Below are 16,807 nucleotides of genomic sequence, written 5' to 3'. Positions count from 1 at the left end.
CGCTCGACAGACGGCATCGGCGGCGCGCCCCGGGACGGGACGCGCCGCGCGGCGTTCCGATCAGCCCTTGGGGGTGATCGCGTAGGCGCGGGTCTCTTGGTCGACGCGGGGGGTGAAGTCGATCATCCCCGCCTTGGCCGCCCACACGCTCTGCAGGATGATGGTCGGGATCAGGGCACGGTCCTCCATCGCGATCTCGGAAGCCTGCTCGTAGAGTTCGCGCCGCGCATCCGTGTCCAGGGTCTGGCTGCCCTCGGCGAAGACGCGGTCGAATTCGGGGTTCGAATAGCCCGAGCGGTTGAAGTTGCCAAAGCCCTTCTCGGCGTCCTGCGTGTGGACCAGCGCGCCGTAGGTATAGGCCGCCTCGCCGGTCAGGGTGCCCCATGCGGACATGGTCATGGTGTATTCCTCGCGCTGCGCGGCGGGGAAGAACACCGTGCCGTTCAGCGCCTGCGCGTTGACCGTCAGACCAAGGCGCGACCACATCTGGGCCAGCGCCTCGCAGACCACCGCATCGCCCGGAACGCGGTTGTTGGTGCAGGTGAAGTCGATCTCGAACCCGTCGGGATAGCCCGCCTCGGTCAGCAGGGCCTTGGCCTGGTCGATGTCATAGGCCGGCGCCGGGATGTCGGAGGAATAGCCGAAGAACCCCTCGGGCATCAGCTGGTTGGCGGGCGTGCCCAGACCCTCCAGCACCACGTTCACCAGCACGTCGCGGTTGATCGCCAGGTCCAGCGCCTTGCGAACCCGCACGTCCTGCAGGGGGTTGCCCTCGATCTCCTGCCCGTTGACCTTGATGGGCTGGGGCTCCTCGTCCTTCACCGACGGCGCGATGTTCAGGATGTAGATCGAATCCGACACGAAGGTGTCCAGGCTGCCGTCGGACTGCATCGACAGATAGTCGGTGGCGGGGACATAGTTGATCATGTCGACCTGGCCCGACTTCAGGGCCGCCACGCGGGCGGCGTCGTCGGGGATCTCGCGGCGCACGACCCGCTGCCAGGCCGGGGCCTCGCCCCAGTAGTCGTCGTTGCGCTCGACCACCAGGTCGCCCTTGGGCTGCCAGCGGACGAATTTGTAGGGTCCGGTGCCGATGGCCTTCTCGCCCGAGTTGAACTGGTCGTTGCCGGCCTCCATGCCGGTCTCGGAGGGCACGACGAACAGGCGGGTGAAGTCGTTGGGCAACGACGGGGCCATGCCGTTCGTCTTGATGCGCAGCGTGTAGTCGTCCACGATCTCGACCGAGGCCACGTATTTCGTGTAGAGCGTCATCGGCATCGGACCGGTCACGACCGGGATCCGTTCGATCGAGAACTTGACGTCCTCGGCGGTGAAGGGGGTGCCGTCGTGGAAGGTCACGCCCTCGCGCAGCTTGAACTCCCACGTCGTGTCGTCGATGGGCTCCCAGCTGACGGCCAGGCCGGGCTGCAGCTGCAGCGTCTCATCGGCATCGACCAGCGTGTCGAACACGTGGCGCAGCGCCTCGGCCTGGCTGCCGAGCGTGGACCAGTGCGGATCGATCGAATCGGGTCCCGCACGCAGACCGATCGTCAGGTCTTGCGCCATGACCGCCGGCGCGGCGGCCAAGAGGGCGATGAGAGCGATTCCCGAGCAAAGAGCATTTCTGGCCATTTCCGAACCTCACCTGTTATCGTTGACTGTAACACTAGAGGCCGTTTTTTTTGCACGTCAAGAAATTTTCTTAATGAACCGCTGCCTGACAGGGCTACAACCAGCTATTCCACATAGCGGCGGCGGATAATCTGCACGAAAATTACTCTTGAGCGGTCAACTGTTATCATTCAATGATACGATATGAGCGCAACCCTTGCCCCCGATCTGGACGCCGCCCTGCTGCGGATCGCCCAAGCCATCGACCCGACCTCCTCGGTCCCGGTCTCCGTGCAGCTGCGCGGCGCGCTGGAATACGGCATCGCCGCCGGGGACATCCCCTCGGGCAGCCGCCTGCCCTCGGTGCGCCGGCTGGCCGCGACCCTGGGCTTGTCGCCGGTGACGGTCAGCAACGTCTTCGCCGCCCTGCAGGAGCGGGGCCAGATCGAGGGGCGCGTGGGGTCGGGCACCTTCGTCACCGATCGCGGCATCCCCTGCGCGGCGCGCGCGGCGCAGATGGCCGCGCTGGAGCGCCAGATCGCGGTCCTGGTGGCCGCCGGACGCGACCTGGGGCTCAGCGCGCAGGATCTCGCGCTGCGCGTGACGATGGCCGCCTGCGCGGCACCGCGCGCGCTGCGCATCGTGGTGCTGGGGACGTTCAGCGACGCAACCGCCGCCTATGCCCGCGACCTGGCGCCCTATCTGGCGCCCGAGGACGTGGCGATCGCCTGGACCACGGACCGCCGCGAGGACCTGCCCGGACACATCGACCTGGTCGTGTCCCCGCGCACGCTGGCGGCGCAGGCGGCCACGCTGTTTCCCGGCATCCCGCAGGTCAGCATGATCCTGATCCCGAACGAGGCGACGCGTGTCGCCCTGGCCGGCATCCGTCCCGATGCCCGGGTGCTGCTGGTGCCCTATTTCGACGACTTCCTCAGCGTGCTGAAGGCGGGGGTCGCCCGGTTCGCCCCGCATCTGGGCCGCGTGACCGCCGTCGCGCGCACCGCCGACGACCTGGAGCGGCTGATCGCGGAATGCGACGTGCTGATCCACGCGACCGGGGCCGACTATCTGGCAGCGCGTCTTGGCCCCCGTCAGACCGCGATCGAATACCGCCACACCCCCGACAGCCACGCCGTGCAGACCCAGCTGCTGCCGGCGCTGGACGGGCTGCGCGCCGCAGGCCCCATCAAAGGAGAGACGCCGTGAAGATTTCCGATTGCTCGTGGTTCGACGTCGAGGCCTATCTGCGAACGGACGACCGCTGCATCCTGCCCTTGGGCAGCACCGAACAGCACGCCCATCTGAGCCTGTCCGTCGACACGATCCTGTCGGAGAAGATCGCCGCCGACGCCGCCGAGCCCTTGGGCGTGCCGGTCTTTCCGGCCGTGGCCTATGGGTTGACGCCCTATTTCATGGCCTTTCCCGGCACGGTGTCGCTGCGGCTTTCGACCTATGCGGCGCTGGTGCGGGACATTCTGGACAGTCTTTACGACACCGGGTTCAGGCGCGTGCTGATCGTGAACGGACATGGCGGCAACAGCCCCGTCCAGCCGGTCTGCGCCGAATGGATGCAGGATCGCCCGGGCGCGCGCTGCCGGTTCCACGACTGGTGGCGGGCGCCGCGCACCTGGGAGGCGGTGCAGGCGGCCGATCCGGTCGCCTCGCATGCGTCCTGGATGGAGAACTTTCCCTGGACCCGCCAGCCCGGACGCCCCGTCCCGCCCGAGCAGAAGCCCTATGTCGATTTCGACCGCCTGCGCGACCGGAACGCGCAGGGCGTGCGCGAGTTGATCGGGGACGGCAACTATGGCGGTCACTACCAGAAGCCCGACGCGGTGATGGACGGCATCTGGCAGGTCGCCGTCGACGAGACCCGCGCCCTGATCGAAGGCGATTGGGCATGAGCGGTGCCGAGCCGGTCCTGATCTGGGGCGCGGGGGCCATCGGCGGCATCCTGGGCGCCTATGCCGCGCGCGCCGGCCACCCGGTGCAGATGGTCGACATCGAGGCCGACCACGTGGCCGCCATGCGCAGCGACGGATTGCGCATCGAAGGCCCCGTCGAGGAGTTCGTGCAGGTCCTGCCTGCCGAAACGCCCGCCACGCTGACCGGCACCTATCGCCGGGTGATCCTGGCGGTGAAGGCGCATCATACTCCGCAGGCCATGGCGATGCTGATGCCGCATCTGGCGCCGGACAGCTTTGTCGTCTCGGCGCAGAACGGGCTGAACGAACGGGTGATCGCGGAGATGATCGGCGCCGAACGCACGGTCGGCTGCTTCGTCAACTTCGGCGCGGACTGGTTGGAGCCGGGGCGCATCCTCTATGGCAACCGCGCCGCCGTCGCCTTGGGAGAGCTGGACGGCCGCATCACCCCGCGCCTGCGCGAGCTGCACGCGCTGTTCGCCCTGGTCGAACCCGAGGCGGTGATGACCGACAACATCTGGGGCTATCTGTGGGGCAAGATGGGCTATGGCGCGCTGCTGTTCGCCACCGCTCTGACGCCCCTGTCCATGTCGGACGCGATGGACCCGGCCGCCTGGCGCCCCGTCCATGCCGCCCTGGGCCACGAGGTCATGCGCCTGGCCCGCGCCGAGGGCGTCACCCCCCTAGGCTTCAACGGCTTCGACCCCGAGGCCTTCCTGACCCGCGACACGGCGCGGATGGCGGTGTCGATCGACGCGATGGTCGCCCATAACCGCAAGACCGCCAAGACCCATTCCGGCATCTGGCGCGACCTGGCCGTCCGCCGACGCAAGACCGAGGTCGATGCCCAGGTCGGCGTGCTGATCGGGATCGGCCGCGACCACGGCATCCCTACGCCGGCCCTGTCGGAACTCTGCGCCCTGATCCACGACATCGAGGACGGCACCCGCGCGCAGTCGACGGCGCTACTGGACCGGATGGTGGCGACATGCAGCTGACCCTGGCAGGGCGGGTCTTTGCCGTCACCGGCGCGGCGCAGGGAATCGGGGCCGCCATCGTGCGGACCCTGGCGGTTTCGGGCGCCGCCGTCGCAGCCCTGGACATCGACGCTGCGGGGCTGGCGCCCCTCGGCGCGCTGGAGGGGGTCACCTGCCATGCGGGCGACCTGGGCGGGCAGCAGGGCGCGCGCGACCTGTGCGGGGCCGTGCTGGCGCGTCACGGCCGCGTCGACGGGCTGATCACCGCCGCGGGCGGCGTACGCGGTCAGGTGGGCCGGCCGCTGGACAGCGTGGACGAAGCCGACTGGCGCGCGATCTTCGCGGCCAATGTCGATGCGGTCATGTGGTGTGCGCAGGCGCTGGCCCCCGGAATGAAGGCTGCGGGATCGGGGCGGATCGTCACCATCTCGTCGGGCGCGGGGCTGAAGCCCAGCCTGACCGGCATCCAGGCCTATACCGCCGCCAAGCATGCGCTGGTCGGGCTGACGCGGCAGCTGGCGCTGGAGCTGGGGCCGTCGGGCATCACCGTGAATTCGGTGGCGCCGGGGTTCATCCTGTCCAACCCCTCGACCGAGCGGCAGTGGCAGGCCTTCGGCCCGGACCGCCAGAAGCGCATCATCGACAGCATCCACCTGCGGCGCCTCGGGCAAGCCCAGGACATTGCCCATGCGGTCACGTTCCTCTGCTCGCGGCAGGCGGACTGGATCACCGGGCAGATACTGCAGGTGGACGGGGGGCATGGCTGATGGAACCGCACGAATGGCCCGAGGAGGTCTGGCGCGCCAAGGTCAGCGCGGTGCGCGCGGGCCGCAGCCTGCTGCCGGACCGCTGGCCGAACGGTGCGCGCTGCGCGGTGGCCCTGTCATTCGACAGCGACCACGAGACGAACGAACTGCGCGATGGCGGCCGGTCCGTCGCCCGGCTCAGCTGGGGCGAATACGGTGCCCGGCGCGGCATCCCCCGCATCCGGCGCGTGCTGGACCGCCACGGGGTCAAGGCGACCTTCTTCGTCCCGGCGGTCGCGGCGCTGCTGCACCCGGACGAACAGCGCGCCTTGGCCGGGGACGGGCACGAGATCGGCCTGCACGGCTGGATCCACGAGCTGAACACCACGCTGGACGCCGCGACCGAACGCGAACTGATGCTGCGCGCGGCCGACACGCTGGAACGGGTCAGCGGCCAGCGCCCCGTCGGCATGCGCACGCCGTCCTGGGACTACAGCCCCGCCACCCTGTCCATCGCGCGCGAGATGGGGCTGCTCTATGACAGCTCGCTGTTCTCGGACGACGACCCGTATGAGATCGTGCAGGACGGCGAAGCCACCGGCATCGTCGAGCTGCCCGTGGAATGGATCCGCGACGATGCGGTCTATTTCATGATGAACCGCTTCGGCGCGCAGCGCCCCTATACGCCGCCCGCCGACGTGCTGGACATCTTCCTGCGCGAGTTCGAGGGCGCCCATGCCGAGGGCGGGCTGTTCCTGCTGACCCTGCATCCGCATGTCACCGGATACCGCAGCCGGATCTTCATCCTGGAGCAGCTGCTGGCCCACATCATCGCCAAGGGCGACTGCTGGATCGCCACCCATGCCCAGATCGCGACCCATTGCGCCCGGCAGGCGGGCCTGAGCGGAGGACCCCGACCATGACACGATTTTCCCTGGCGGTGCATGGCGGGGCCGGCACCATCCTGCGCCACACCATGACCGACGACCTTCAGGCGCGCTATCACGCGGGCCTGCGCCGGGCGCTGCAGGCCGGGCACGACATCCTGGCGGATGGCGGTGCCGCGATGGACGCGGTCACCGCGGCCGTCTGCGCGCTGGAGGACGAGCCGCTGTTCAACGCGGGCCGCGGCGCGGTCTTCACCGCCGACGGCCGGCAGGAGATGGACGCCGCGGTGATGGACGGGGCCACGCGAAAGGCGGGTGCGGTCGCGGGCATCCTGGGACCGCGCAACCCGATCCTGGCCGCGCGCGCGGTGATGGAGCGGACCGACTACGTCCTGCTGATCGGGCCGAACGCGCTGACGGTCGCCCGCGACGCCGGGCTGCCCTTCGAGGAGGCGCCCTATTTCTTCACCCAGCAGCGGTGGGACGCGCTGCAGGCCACGCTGCGGATGCGCCGCGAGGGCATCGACGACCTGGACCCCGCCCGCCGTCACGGGACGGTGGGCGCGGTGGCGCGAGACGCTCGGGGCGATCTGGCCGCGGCGACATCGACCGGCGGCATGACCGCCAAGGCGCCGGGCCGCGTCGGCGACACCCCGGTGATCGGCGCGGGCACCTATGCGGACAACGCCACTTGCGCGGTCTCGGGGACCGGCCACGGAGAGATCTTCATCCGCTGGCACGCCGCGGCCGAGATCGCGGCCCGCATGCGCCATGCCGGGCAGAGCCTGGAGGAGGCGGCCCGGCACGTGGTCATGACCGACCTCGCATTGAACGAAGGGTCGGGCGGCCTCATCGCCGTCGATGCCGAGGGCACCCTGTCGCTGCCGTTCAACAGCGAAGGGATGTATCGCGGCACCGTCACCCAGAAGGGCGATTTCGTCACCGCGATCTATCGCTGACGGCGGGCCGCACAGGCGGGACTCGACGCACCCTCCGCGCCGCGCGATGATCGGGCAGGCATCGGCCGTCCGCCAGCGGACGGCCCCCATCCGGGAGGGCGGAGGCTTGGATCACGCAAGGACGGACCGGTTCCGGGTCCTGCTGCTGGTCATCGCCCTCGCGGGGCTGGCGGCGGGTCTGGCGCTGCATCTGGGCGGGCGCGCGGGCATCGCGCAGGCGGTGTGGATCGCCGGGGTGCTGCCCGTGCTGGCCGGCCTGCTGGTCGAGATCCTCCGCAGCCTGCTGCGCGGCGAGGTCGGGCTGGACATCGTCGCCGCCCTGTCGATGTCGGCCGCGCTGATCTTCGGAGAGACGCTGGCGGCGGCGGTCGTGGCGGTGATGTATGCGGGCGGCACCTTTCTCGAGGGGTTCGCCGAGGGGCGGGCGCGGCGCGAGATGCGCGACCTGCTGTCCCGCGTGCCGCGCATGGCCACGCGCCACCTGGACGGCGGGCTGGAGGACGTGCCCCTGGACGCCATCGCGCCGGGCGACAGGCTGCTGATCCGCCAGGGCGGCGTGGTGCCGGTGGACGGGCGGATCGCCTCGGCCACGGCCTTTTTGGATATGGCCGCGCTGACCGGGGAATCGCTGCCCGTCCGCCTGGATCGCGACGCCGAGGCGCTGAGCGGCGCGACCAACGCGGGCGACGCCTTCGACCTGACCGCGACGCACGAGGCCCGCGACAGCACCTATGCCGGCATCGTCCGTCTGGTCGAGGCGGCGCAGGCCTCCAAGGCGCCGATGGCGCGGCTGGCCGACCGTTGGTCGCTGTTTTTCCTGGCCCTGACCCTGGGCATCGCCGCGGCGGCCTGGTGGCTGACCGGCGATCCGATCCGCGCGGTGGCCGTGCTGGTCGTGGCGACGCCCTGCCCGCTGATCCTGGCCCTGCCGGTGGCGCTGGTCGCGGGCCTGTCGCGGGCCGCGCGCTCCGGCGTGCTGGTCAAGGGCGCCCGCCCGCTGGAGGCCATGGCGCGCGTCCATACGCTGATCCTGGACAAGACCGGCACGCTGACCGACGGACGGCCGCGGATCGTGCGGATCGACAGCTCCGAGGGGATGGGCGCGGACGACATCCTGCGCCTGGCCGCGGCCCTGGACCAGGCCTCGCGGCATCCGGTGGCGCAGGCCATCGTCACCGCCGCCCGCGAGCGGGGCCTGACCCTGCCCCTGCCCGACGCGGTGGCCGAGATCCCCGGAGAGGGGGTCACGGGCCTGATCGACGGGCAGCCGGTGGTCGTCGGGGGCTGGGGCTTTGTGGCGGGGCGCGTGGGGCGGGCGGCGGATGCGCCGCCCGATCTGGCGGCGGGGGCGGTGATGGTGGCCGTGGGCGTCGGCGGGCGCATGGCCGGGCATCTGGTGATGTCCGATCCGCTGCGCGAGGGCGCGGGGCGGATGCTGAGCGTCCTGCGGCAGCACGGTGTGCGCCGCATCCTGCTGGCCACCGGCGACCGCGCCGAGGTCGCCGCGCGCGTGACGCAGGGGCTGGGCCTCGACGCCATCCATGCCGGGCTGTCGCCCGACGACAAGGTGGCGCTGGTCCTGGCCGAACGCGCGGCGGGGCCGGTGATGATGATGGGCGACGGCGTCAACGACGCCCCTGCCCTGGCGGCCGCCGACGTAGGCGTGGCCATGGGCGCGCGCGGCGCCGCCGCCAGCGCCGAGGCGGCCGATGTCGTGCTGCTGATCGACCGCGTCGACCGCATCGCGCCGGGGATCGCCATCGCGCGGCGCGCACGCCGCATCGCGCTACAGAGCGTGGTCGCGGGGATCGGCCTGTCGGTCCTGGGCATGATCGCCGCCGCGACGGGCCACCTGACTCCGGTGCAGGGCGCGCTCTTGCAGGAGGCGATCGACGTGGCGGTGATCCTGAACGCCCTGCGCGCCCTGGGCGGCAGCCCGGCCCGGCCCGTCAGGCCCTGAACAGGTGCCGGAAGGCGTCCGGCCGTCCGGCCGCGTCCGTCAGCCGGACGCCGTCCAGCACCGTCATGAAGGCCTCGCGGGCCTGAGCGAAAACGGCGGGCAGGCCGCATCCCTGCGCAAGGCGGCAGGTGCTGCAATCGACCAGCCCCCCGTCGGCCTCGGTCTGGCGGACGACCTGTCCGATGGTGATCTGATCGGCCGGACGGGCCAGGCGCAGCCCGCCGTTCCGGCCGCGCACCGTCTCGACGAACCCGGCGCGGCCGAGGTCCTGGACGATCTTCATCAGGTGGTTCTGCGATATGCCGTGCGCCTCGGCGATCTGGCGGATCGACGCGAGATCGCCCTCATGGATCGCAAGATAGATCAGGGCACGCAGCGCATAATCCGTGTAACGGGTCAGTTTCATGCTGCGACAATAAAGGCAATTCCCATGCACGGATAGCCGATCCATACATTCATCACGGCTGCTTGTTTCAAGAAGCCGCACGATGCCCCGCCCACTGTCCGCCGACACCATCGCCACCATCAAGGCCACCGTCCCCGCGCCCAAGGCGCATGGCGGCCGGATCACCGAGGCGATGTATGCGCGCCTGTTCCGCGACCCCATAACGCGGCCCTGTTCAACCAAGCGAACCAGGCGCACGGCACGCAGCGGCTGGCCTTGGCGCAGGCGGTGCTGGCCTATGCCCGCAACATCGACAACTTGGGCGCGGCGGTCGAGCGCATCGCCCAGAAGCATGTCGGCTATGCCATCCATGCCGAATACGATCCCTTCGTGGCGCGCGCGCTGCTGGACGCGATGGGGATGTTCTGGGCGATGCGGCGACGCCCGCGATCGTCGCGGCCTAGGGCGAGGCCTACTGCTTCCTGGCCGATCTGCTGATCGAGCACGAGGCGGCGATCCGGGGTGCGATCGCGGCGCAGCCCGGCGGCTGGACCGATTGGCCCCGGTTCCGCATCGCGGACCGCACGGTTGACGCAGTGGGCATCGTCTCGTTCACGCTGCGCCCCAAGGACGGCGGGGCGGTCGTGGCGCACAGGTCGGGCCAGCGCCTGACGCTGCGCCTGAACGCCGCGGGCCTGCCGGGGGTCAAGCGCAACGACTCGATCTCCAGCGCGCCGGAGGCAGGGGGCTATCGCACCACCGTCAAGCGCGAGGGCGAGGCGTCGTCCTTCCTGCACGCGGCGCCCATCGGCACCGTCGCCAAAGCGACGCCCCCGGCCAGGGACTTCCATCTGGACGCCGACCCGCGGCGCCCGCTGATCCTGCTGTCGGGCGGGGTCGGGCTGACGCCCTTCGCCAGCAAGGTGCGGGTGATCGCCGAGGCGCATCGCGACGTGCCGGTCTTCTACGTCCACGGCACCGCAAGCCCCCGCCATCACGCCCTGGCGGCCGAGACGCGGACCGCCGCCGAACGCCACAGCAACATGCGGGTCGAGACCCTCTACGAAACCGCCGGCGGGACAGCCCGTCCGGGCCACATCAGCATGGACTGGCTGCGCGCGGACACACCCCTGGCCGAGGCCGACATCTATCTGTGCGGACCCCGGCCATTCCTGCGCCATTTCGTGCAGGGGCTGAACGAGGCCGGCGTCCCCGCGGACCGCATCCATTACGAGTTCTTCGGCCCCGCCGACGAGCCGCTTGCGACCCGAGCCGAAAAGGCCGACCATGCGCGCCGGGCACCGCCCGCCTGCCCCGCCGACAGGGGCGATCATCGGAAGGACGCTGCCCGTGAGAGAGGAAATCTGGTCGACGATCGTGGGCGAGTTCTCGGACATTCCGGACCTGTCGACCATCACCACCATCACGGTGCGGCTGACCATCGCCGCCGTGCTGGGCGGCATCCTGGGCTACGAGCGCGAGCACAAGCGGCGCAGCGCGGGCATCCGCACGCATATGCTGGTCGCGGTGGGTGCCGCGCTGTTCGTCATCGGCCCGCTGCAGAGCGGCATGTCCATCGGCGATCTGTCGCGCGTCCTGCAGGGCGTGGCGCAGGGCATCGGCTTTCTGGGCGCGGGTGCCATCATCATCCGCGCCAGGCAGCGCGAGGTCGAGGGGCTGACGACCGCCGCCGGCATCTGGGCGACCGCGGCCATCGGCGTCATCGCGGGCCTGGGGCTGGAGGCGACCGCGATCCTGTCGACCGCGATCGTCCTGATCATCCTGGGCGCGGTCCCGCTGATCCTGCCCAAGGCGGCGCGGACCGAGGACCCGGACTGAGGCCCGCTAGTCCGGGATGCGCTGGCCCAGGACCGAGCGCGAGGCGGGCGGCTCCTCGCGGCGGGGTTCGGGGATCACGGCCTCCTCCTTGGTCATCACGGCGACGGCGTCGGCGGCAATGCGGTCCAAGAGGTCCAGTTCGCCATCCTCGATCTCGCGCGGGGCGCGGTCCATCAGACACAGCGCGCCCAGCACGTGACCGTCCGCCGTGCGCAGGGGCGTTCCGACATAGAACCGCCCCTGCCACTGGCGCACCGCCGGGTTGTCGGAAAAGCGCGGATCGCGGTCGGTGTCAGGCACCACCAGCGTGTCGTCCATCGCGACGACATGATTGCACAGCGCGTCGGCGCGCGGCATCCAGGTCATTTGCGGCTCGGTTTCGGTGCGCAGGCCGGGCAGGTCCATGCTCTGCCCCACGATGTATTCGGCATCCGCGTCGATGGCCGAGATGAAGGCGAAGCCCACGTCGAACACATCCGCCGCCCGCGCGGCCAAATCGTCCAGATCCTCGCGCGCATGACCGTCCAGGACGGCGGTGCGGCGCAGCGCCTCCAGCCGCGCGGTCTCATCGGCCGGGGGCGCGGGCGGGGCAAGGGCTGCGGCGCGCTCATCCTGCATCAGCGACAGGCGGCGCACGGCCTCCTCCACCGACAGCACGATCCGGTCCACGCCAAGCGCCTCGGCATGGTCCTCGAAGGCGGCACCCTCGGGCGCGTTCCACAGGGCCAGCACGATGTGCAGGCCGGGCCAGCGGCGGCGCAGGCGGCGCACGAAGCCGCGCACCGCCGCATCGGGATCGCGGCTGAAATAGCCGATGCAGACCGTGTCCACCCCCTCCAGGTCCAGCCCGTCGACATAGCGCGCAGTCACCGCGCCGGCGGGGCGCTGCGCGGCGGGAACGCCTGCCAGGCACAGCGCGTGGACCAGCATCTCGGCCGCGACGGCATCGACCTGCCACTTGCCGCCGATGCAGACGGTGCGAACCGGACCCGAGGTCGGAGCGGGGTGATCCTCGCGCAGGTCGTCCAGCAGGCTGTCCATCCCCTCGACCACGCGCAGGCGGTGCTCGGCGCGGGCGACGGCGTGAAAGTCGTCGCTGGCCTGGCGCAGGACCTCCATGCCGGTCTCGTCATAGAACTCGGTCACGCCGGTCGCGCGGATCGCGTCGGAGGCGATGTCATAGGCCTCGTCCGGGTCGTCGGCGATCAGGCGCTGATAGATGCGCGTCGGCAGGTCCAGCGCGGGCGTCGACCCCAGCAGCGTGTCGAAGAAGGCCAGCTGCGGCAGGTTGCGGCCCACCACCAGCAGGCAGACCGTCAGCGGCGTCGACAGGATCAGGCCAAGCGGCCCCCAGAGCGCCGTCCAGAAGGTCGCGGCCGCGATCAGCGACAGGGCCGACAGCCCCGTCGAAGTGCCGTAGAGCATCGGCTCGACGATGTTGTTGCTGACCAGTTCCAGCGCCACGATCAGCGCCAGCGCCATCAGCACCATCTCCCATCCCGGATCGACCGCGAAGGCCAGGGCCAGCGGGAAGATCGCCGACAGCATCGGCCCGACATAGGGGATGAAGCGCATGACCGCCGCCAGCGTGCCCCACAGGATCCATCCCGGCACGCCGATGGCCCAGAGGCCGAGCGCCATGGGAATGCCATAGGTGACGTTCACCACGAGCTGCATCAGCAGGTATTTCGAGATCCGCTTGCCCGCCTCCTCCAGCGCGTCGGTCGAGCGGTGCAGGTTGCCGCCCAGCAGGCGGATCAGCCGGTCGCGCAGATCGCCCCGGTCCAGCAGGACCAGAAAGACGAAGACCACGACGATGCCCAAGGTCGCCAGCGGCGCCAAGGCCGGGGCGAGCCACGCCATCGCGGTCGCGAAGGGCGACGGCCCGTCCCCGATCACCGTGACCGGCAGCGGGTCGGCGACCGTGCCTGGCGCGTCCTGCAGGGCGGTGGCCAGCTGCTCCTGCACGGTGGCGATGGTCTGGAATACGCCGTCGAACAGGCCCGGCCCCTCCATCGACTGGCCCAAGGTCGCGATTTTGGTGCGGATGGTGGACTGATAGGCGGGCAGTTCGGCGCTCAGCACGCTGACCTGCGAGGCGATCAGCAGGCCAAGCCCCAGGAGCATCGCGATGACGGCCAGCATCACCACCGACACCGCCGCGACCTGCGGGACGCCGCGCCGCACTAGGATGCGCACCAGCGGGCTGAGCGCGAAGCTGACCAGGAAAGCGATGGCCAGCGGGATCAGAACCTCCTGCCCGAAGTAAAGGAGGCCGATGATCAGCGTCCCCGTCACCAGCCAGGCGGCCATGCGGACGATGTCGATGCCCGATGCTGGCACGATGTCCGGGCCCGGTGCACCGGAGGATGGCGGAAGCTGATGCGATGTCATGACGGTCCCTCGACGGACCCCGGATGGGGGTGCCGGTCAACACGACACGGTCGTGCAGGTTCCACCGGATCGCGGCTGTCGCGGCATCGCGGTGGGGATGAAAAAAGACGGGCGCCACTGGGGCGCCCGTCGGGTCAGAACTGTGCGGTGCCGTCGCCGGCGCCGGATATCACAGGATGCCACGATCGCGCAGCGGGTCGGCGGTCAGCGGCGTGGTGGCGGTCTGCCCCGGCGCGGCGACGCGCAGGTTGTTCTGCACATGCTTGACGCCCGAGGCACGCTCGGCCAGATCCTCGGCATGGCGTTTGGCATGGCGGTCGGAGACGGTGCCGTTCAGGGTGACCTCGCCGTCCTGCACGCTGACCTCGATGTCCGAGGCGTCCAGACGGCCGTCATCCATAAGACGCTCGCTGACGTCCTCCTTGACGCGCTCGTCCGAGCGGACATAGCCTTTGGGGCCGACGCCGCGATGCTTGTCCATTTCGCGACGGCGCTCGGCATCCTTGTCACCGAACCAAGACGCGACCTCGTCGCTGGCCTTGTCCAGGAAGCCGCGATCCTCATCTGCGTCACGACCGTAGGACCGGCCTGCGCCGTAACCGCCGGCATTGCCATAGGCGTCATACGAGCGACCCGACCGCGGGTCCATGGCCATGCCCGGCCGGCGTCCCGGCGCGTCATAGGAGCGGCCGTAGCCCGAGGCACGGTCGGCATCGCGGCCATAGCCCATGGCGTTGCGGCTCTCGCGCATCTCGTCCATGTCGCGGCGGCGTTCGGCCTGATCGTCGCCGACCCAAGACCGGACCTCGTCGGCGGCCTTGTCGCTCCAGTCGCGCGATCCGCGGTCCATGTCGCGGTTTGCATAGCCCTGGCCGGGACGGCCGTTGCGGTCGTAATATTCATTAGCCATGGTTTGCTCCTCCTAGAGCTGCGGGTGCGTCGCGGCACCTCATGACGGCAGAACCGCCCGCCCCTGCGCCGCGTTCCGGCAACAAAGAGCAATCGGCGGGAAGTGGCGGATGCGGCGCTGTGCGCCTTGCGACGACCCCGCGGGATGGAACCAAAGGCAGTCGCGCTGCGCAGCGAATGGGGTGCACGGACAGCGTTGTCATCGACGGCGCAGCAGACGGCCGCGTCCCCGCGCAGGAAATATCGATGGCCGGACCGCCAAGCGGCCAGCGGACCGTGCTCGACCCGACCGCCGCGGCAAGAATGCCCGTTCCGGTCATTCGCCACATGATGATGCGCTGCACGCTCTCGGGTGGCCTGAGCGTCACGATCGGGCTGTCCCGCCCGAAGGTCACGACGCAATGCGTGGCAGCAGCGCCGCGACCGAGCGAGCGTTCGCAGCGAGCCGATCTCTCTGAGACGACGGTGCCTCTTCCGGCGCCAGGCCTGCCGGTCGCGGCGATCATGCTGTTCGTCGGATCGTCGACGGCAGAGGCCGACAGCGCCGCCACCGACATGACGCTGATCACGTTCCCAAGCGGGCTGGCGGGCGCGTCGGTATCGGCGGTGGCCGATGCGGAATCGTCTGTCTCGATCATCGCTTCGATAATGCGCGAACAGGAGATCGAGACCCTGCCCCGCGCCAAAGCCGCCGCCCTGCGAGAGGCGCGGCACGAGGACATCCGGACGCTGCCCCATGCCTGTCATCATCGGCGGCGGCATTCGCCTCAGCGCGTATACGCCGTCCGCCGCGGTGGGAGTGATCGCACCCTCTGCCAACGACGTCTCGACCGTGATCCACCGCAAGCCGGCCTTTGCTACATGGCGACCCGCCATTACTCCATCGCCAAAATGTCCGATGTCCCGGGCCTGACGATACGGCAGGGCAACGCAGAGGCGATCAGGGTGCAGACTCATTGAGTCCCATCAGGATATAACGGTGGCCGCAAGGGCCGGAACGGACAGGTACGTCCTGGCGCATCTGTGGCAACGGGGTGCGACCCTGCGCCAGTCCTTCAGCCGTCCGACCATTTCGGGGTGCCGCGACGACAGGACCGCCCGTCAAGGCGAACAGCCTTGTCGCGTTGTTTCCGGGCAAAAGTGCAGGGGCACATCGCCATTTTTCAAAGCATCTCGAAAGCGGCCTGCGTCATGACCGTGATCATCCAGTTGGGGGCAGGCGGACGGTCCAGCAGGGTGGCCATTCCGCTATGGTCGTTGACCTGGCCCGAGGTCACGAAGACCGTCAGACGCCGCCCATTGGAATCAGAAACGTCATGCGACCTGATGTCCAAGCCCATCTTTCATGCGCCTGCTCTGGTCGTCGGGGCGGACTTTTTTGCCCGCAGGCTCAATGCCGTCCGGAGTGCCTTGCCTTGGCTCCTCGGAAGGAACGGCTCTATCTGATCAGCTTTCAGTCAGATGAGATTGCCCATCATAACCCCGGTCGCTTCGAGAACTCAAATCAAGCATACCGGGCAGCCACGCCAGTTAAATGAGCGCTGACCCAAAGCCTCCTGAATATCCCTTGGCCAATTCCGCATCGCGAGGCGAACTGTTCATCTCCGGTGGAGCAAGAGACTTTCAATGTCATGCATCATTCGCCCGAAAGGCACCGATGCCGGTCTTTTACGTCGAAACCGAAACGTCCTTTCCGTGTATAATTGATGCCAGCGATGAGATGGCATATTGATTGACGCTCCTTATTCGATGTAAACATTTGTTCAAATGTCATTCTGAAACCGGAAGCAATGCATGAATATCGACATCGACGCTCTCTCCCTCAAGGAACTGCGTGATCTGCGCATCAAGCTGGATCGCGCCATCGCCACCTTCGAGGACCGCAAGCGCCGCGAGGCCATGTCCGCAATCGAGGAGGCTGCGCGTAGCCACGGCTTCAACCTGGCCGAACTGACCGGAGCGAAGCCGCGCAAGACGGCCACCGTCGCGCCGAAATATGCCAATCCCGACGACGCGTCGATGACTTGGACCGGCCGCGGCCGCAAGCCGCGTTGGGTCCAGGAGCAGCTGGACGCGGGCAAGTCGCTGGACGACATGCTGATCTGATCGGCAGCAGCACCCGCCCCCGGCGCATGCGTGGAGGCGGGGCAGCGGGTCGCAGGCATCGCGCGGAACGACCCCCGTGCCGGGGCGTTGGCTGACAAGATCAGCG

15 protein-coding genes and 1 pseudogene are annotated in these 16,807 nt (G+C 69.5%); 11 read left to right on the top strand and 5 right to left on the bottom strand.

From position 1 onward, the window contains the following. Positions 1 to 60: 60 nt before the first annotated feature. A complete protein-coding gene (locus AC2SGK_RS07490) occupies positions 61 to 1,566 on the bottom strand; it encodes an ABC transporter substrate-binding protein (RefSeq protein ID WP_488322965.1) in 1,506 nt (501 codons plus the stop codon). Positions 1,567 to 1,815: 249 nt separating this feature from the next. Between AC2SGK_RS07490 and AC2SGK_RS07485 the strand changes: the two genes are divergently transcribed. The 7 genes from AC2SGK_RS07485 (at position 1,816) to AC2SGK_RS07455 (ending at position 9,068) form a co-directional block, all read left to right on the top strand. Continuing rightward, the gene (locus AC2SGK_RS07485; RefSeq protein ID WP_488322964.1) at positions 1,816 to 2,820 is read left to right on the top strand and encodes a GntR family transcriptional regulator; all 1,005 of its coding nucleotides are present in this window, start codon (positions 1,816 to 1,818) and stop codon (positions 2,818 to 2,820) included. Continuing rightward, positions 2,817 to 3,518 (top strand): creatininase family protein, encoded by a 702-nt coding sequence (locus AC2SGK_RS07480; RefSeq protein ID WP_488322963.1) that lies wholly within the window; start codon positions 2,817 to 2,819, stop codon positions 3,516 to 3,518. Before AC2SGK_RS07485 ends, AC2SGK_RS07480 begins: the two co-directional genes overlap by 4 nt. Beyond that, positions 3,515 to 4,537 carry a ketopantoate reductase family protein gene (locus AC2SGK_RS07475; RefSeq protein ID WP_488322962.1) on the top strand — a complete coding sequence of 341 codons (1,023 nt, stop codon included), beginning with the start codon at positions 3,515 to 3,517 and terminating at the stop codon, positions 4,535 to 4,537. The genes AC2SGK_RS07480 and AC2SGK_RS07475 overlap by 4 nt, the downstream gene beginning before the upstream one ends. Further along, complete coding sequence (locus AC2SGK_RS07470; RefSeq protein WP_488322961.1) at positions 4,528 to 5,283, top strand: SDR family NAD(P)-dependent oxidoreductase; 756 nt, start codon at positions 4,528 to 4,530, stop codon at positions 5,281 to 5,283. Before AC2SGK_RS07475 ends, AC2SGK_RS07470 begins: the two co-directional genes overlap by 10 nt. After that, complete coding sequence (locus AC2SGK_RS07465) at positions 5,283 to 6,185, top strand: polysaccharide deacetylase family protein (protein WP_488322960.1); 903 nt, start codon at positions 5,283 to 5,285, stop codon at positions 6,183 to 6,185. The genes AC2SGK_RS07470 and AC2SGK_RS07465 overlap by 1 nt, the downstream gene beginning before the upstream one ends. Continuing rightward, a complete protein-coding gene (locus AC2SGK_RS07460; RefSeq protein ID WP_488322959.1) occupies positions 6,182 to 7,108 on the top strand; it encodes an isoaspartyl peptidase/L-asparaginase family protein in 927 nt (308 codons plus the stop codon). Before AC2SGK_RS07465 ends, AC2SGK_RS07460 begins: the two co-directional genes overlap by 4 nt. Positions 7,109 to 7,214: 106 nt before the next feature. After that, the gene (locus AC2SGK_RS07455; RefSeq protein ID WP_488322958.1) at positions 7,215 to 9,068 is read left to right on the top strand and encodes a heavy metal translocating P-type ATPase; all 1,854 of its coding nucleotides are present in this window, start codon (positions 7,215 to 7,217) and stop codon (positions 9,066 to 9,068) included. On the opposite strand, the gene AC2SGK_RS07450 is transcribed toward AC2SGK_RS07455, so the two are convergent. Next, complete coding sequence (locus AC2SGK_RS07450) at positions 9,058 to 9,825, bottom strand: RrF2 family transcriptional regulator (protein WP_488322957.1); 768 nt, start codon at positions 9,823 to 9,825, stop codon at positions 9,058 to 9,060. The two genes, AC2SGK_RS07455 and AC2SGK_RS07450, sit on opposite strands and share 11 nt — an antisense overlap. 224 nt (positions 9,826 to 10,049) lie before the next feature. Between AC2SGK_RS07450 and AC2SGK_RS07445 the strand changes: the two are divergent. Further along, positions 10,050 to 10,574, top strand: a pseudogene (locus tag AC2SGK_RS07445) (NO-inducible flavohemoprotein); the annotation flags it as partial. 229 nt (positions 10,575 to 10,803) lie between these two features. Then, a complete protein-coding gene (locus AC2SGK_RS07440; protein WP_488322956.1) occupies positions 10,804 to 11,292 on the top strand; it encodes an MgtC/SapB family protein in 489 nt (162 codons plus the stop codon). 6 nt (positions 11,293 to 11,298) lie between these two features. Here the strand turns inward: AC2SGK_RS07440 and AC2SGK_RS07435 are convergent, their stop codons facing one another. After that, positions 11,299 to 13,686 carry an AI-2E family transporter gene (locus tag AC2SGK_RS07435; RefSeq protein WP_488322955.1) on the bottom strand — a complete coding sequence of 796 codons (2,388 nt, stop codon included), beginning with the start codon at positions 13,684 to 13,686 and terminating at the stop codon, positions 11,299 to 11,301. Positions 13,687 to 13,855: 169 nt separating this feature from the next. Next, positions 13,856 to 14,596, bottom strand: coding sequence for a BON domain-containing protein (locus AC2SGK_RS07430; protein WP_488322954.1), 741 nt, complete (start codon positions 14,594 to 14,596; stop codon positions 13,856 to 13,858). Between the two features lie 245 nt (positions 14,597 to 14,841). Here AC2SGK_RS07430 and AC2SGK_RS07425 point away from each other — a divergent pair, with 245 nt between their 5' ends. Then, a complete protein-coding gene (locus AC2SGK_RS07425; protein WP_488322953.1) occupies positions 14,842 to 15,555 on the top strand; it encodes a hypothetical protein in 714 nt (237 codons plus the stop codon). Between the two features lie 203 nt (positions 15,556 to 15,758). Here AC2SGK_RS07425 and AC2SGK_RS07420 read toward each other — a convergent pair whose 3' ends face one another. Continuing rightward, positions 15,759 to 15,935, bottom strand: coding sequence for a hypothetical protein (locus AC2SGK_RS07420; protein ID WP_488322952.1), 177 nt, complete (start codon positions 15,933 to 15,935; stop codon positions 15,759 to 15,761). A 454-nt stretch (positions 15,936 to 16,389) separates the two neighbouring features. Here AC2SGK_RS07420 and AC2SGK_RS07415 point away from each other — a divergent pair, with 454 nt between their 5' ends. Next, on the top strand, positions 16,390 to 16,701 hold the full coding sequence (locus AC2SGK_RS07415) for an H-NS histone family protein (RefSeq protein WP_411840446.1): 312 nt from the start codon (positions 16,390 to 16,392) through the stop codon (positions 16,699 to 16,701). Positions 16,702 to 16,807 lie beyond the last annotated feature (106 nt).

This window comes from Paracoccus sp. NIOT.M2S5SZ12 (assembly GCF_057748165.1).
This window is presented reverse-complemented; position numbering and strand designations above follow the sequence as displayed.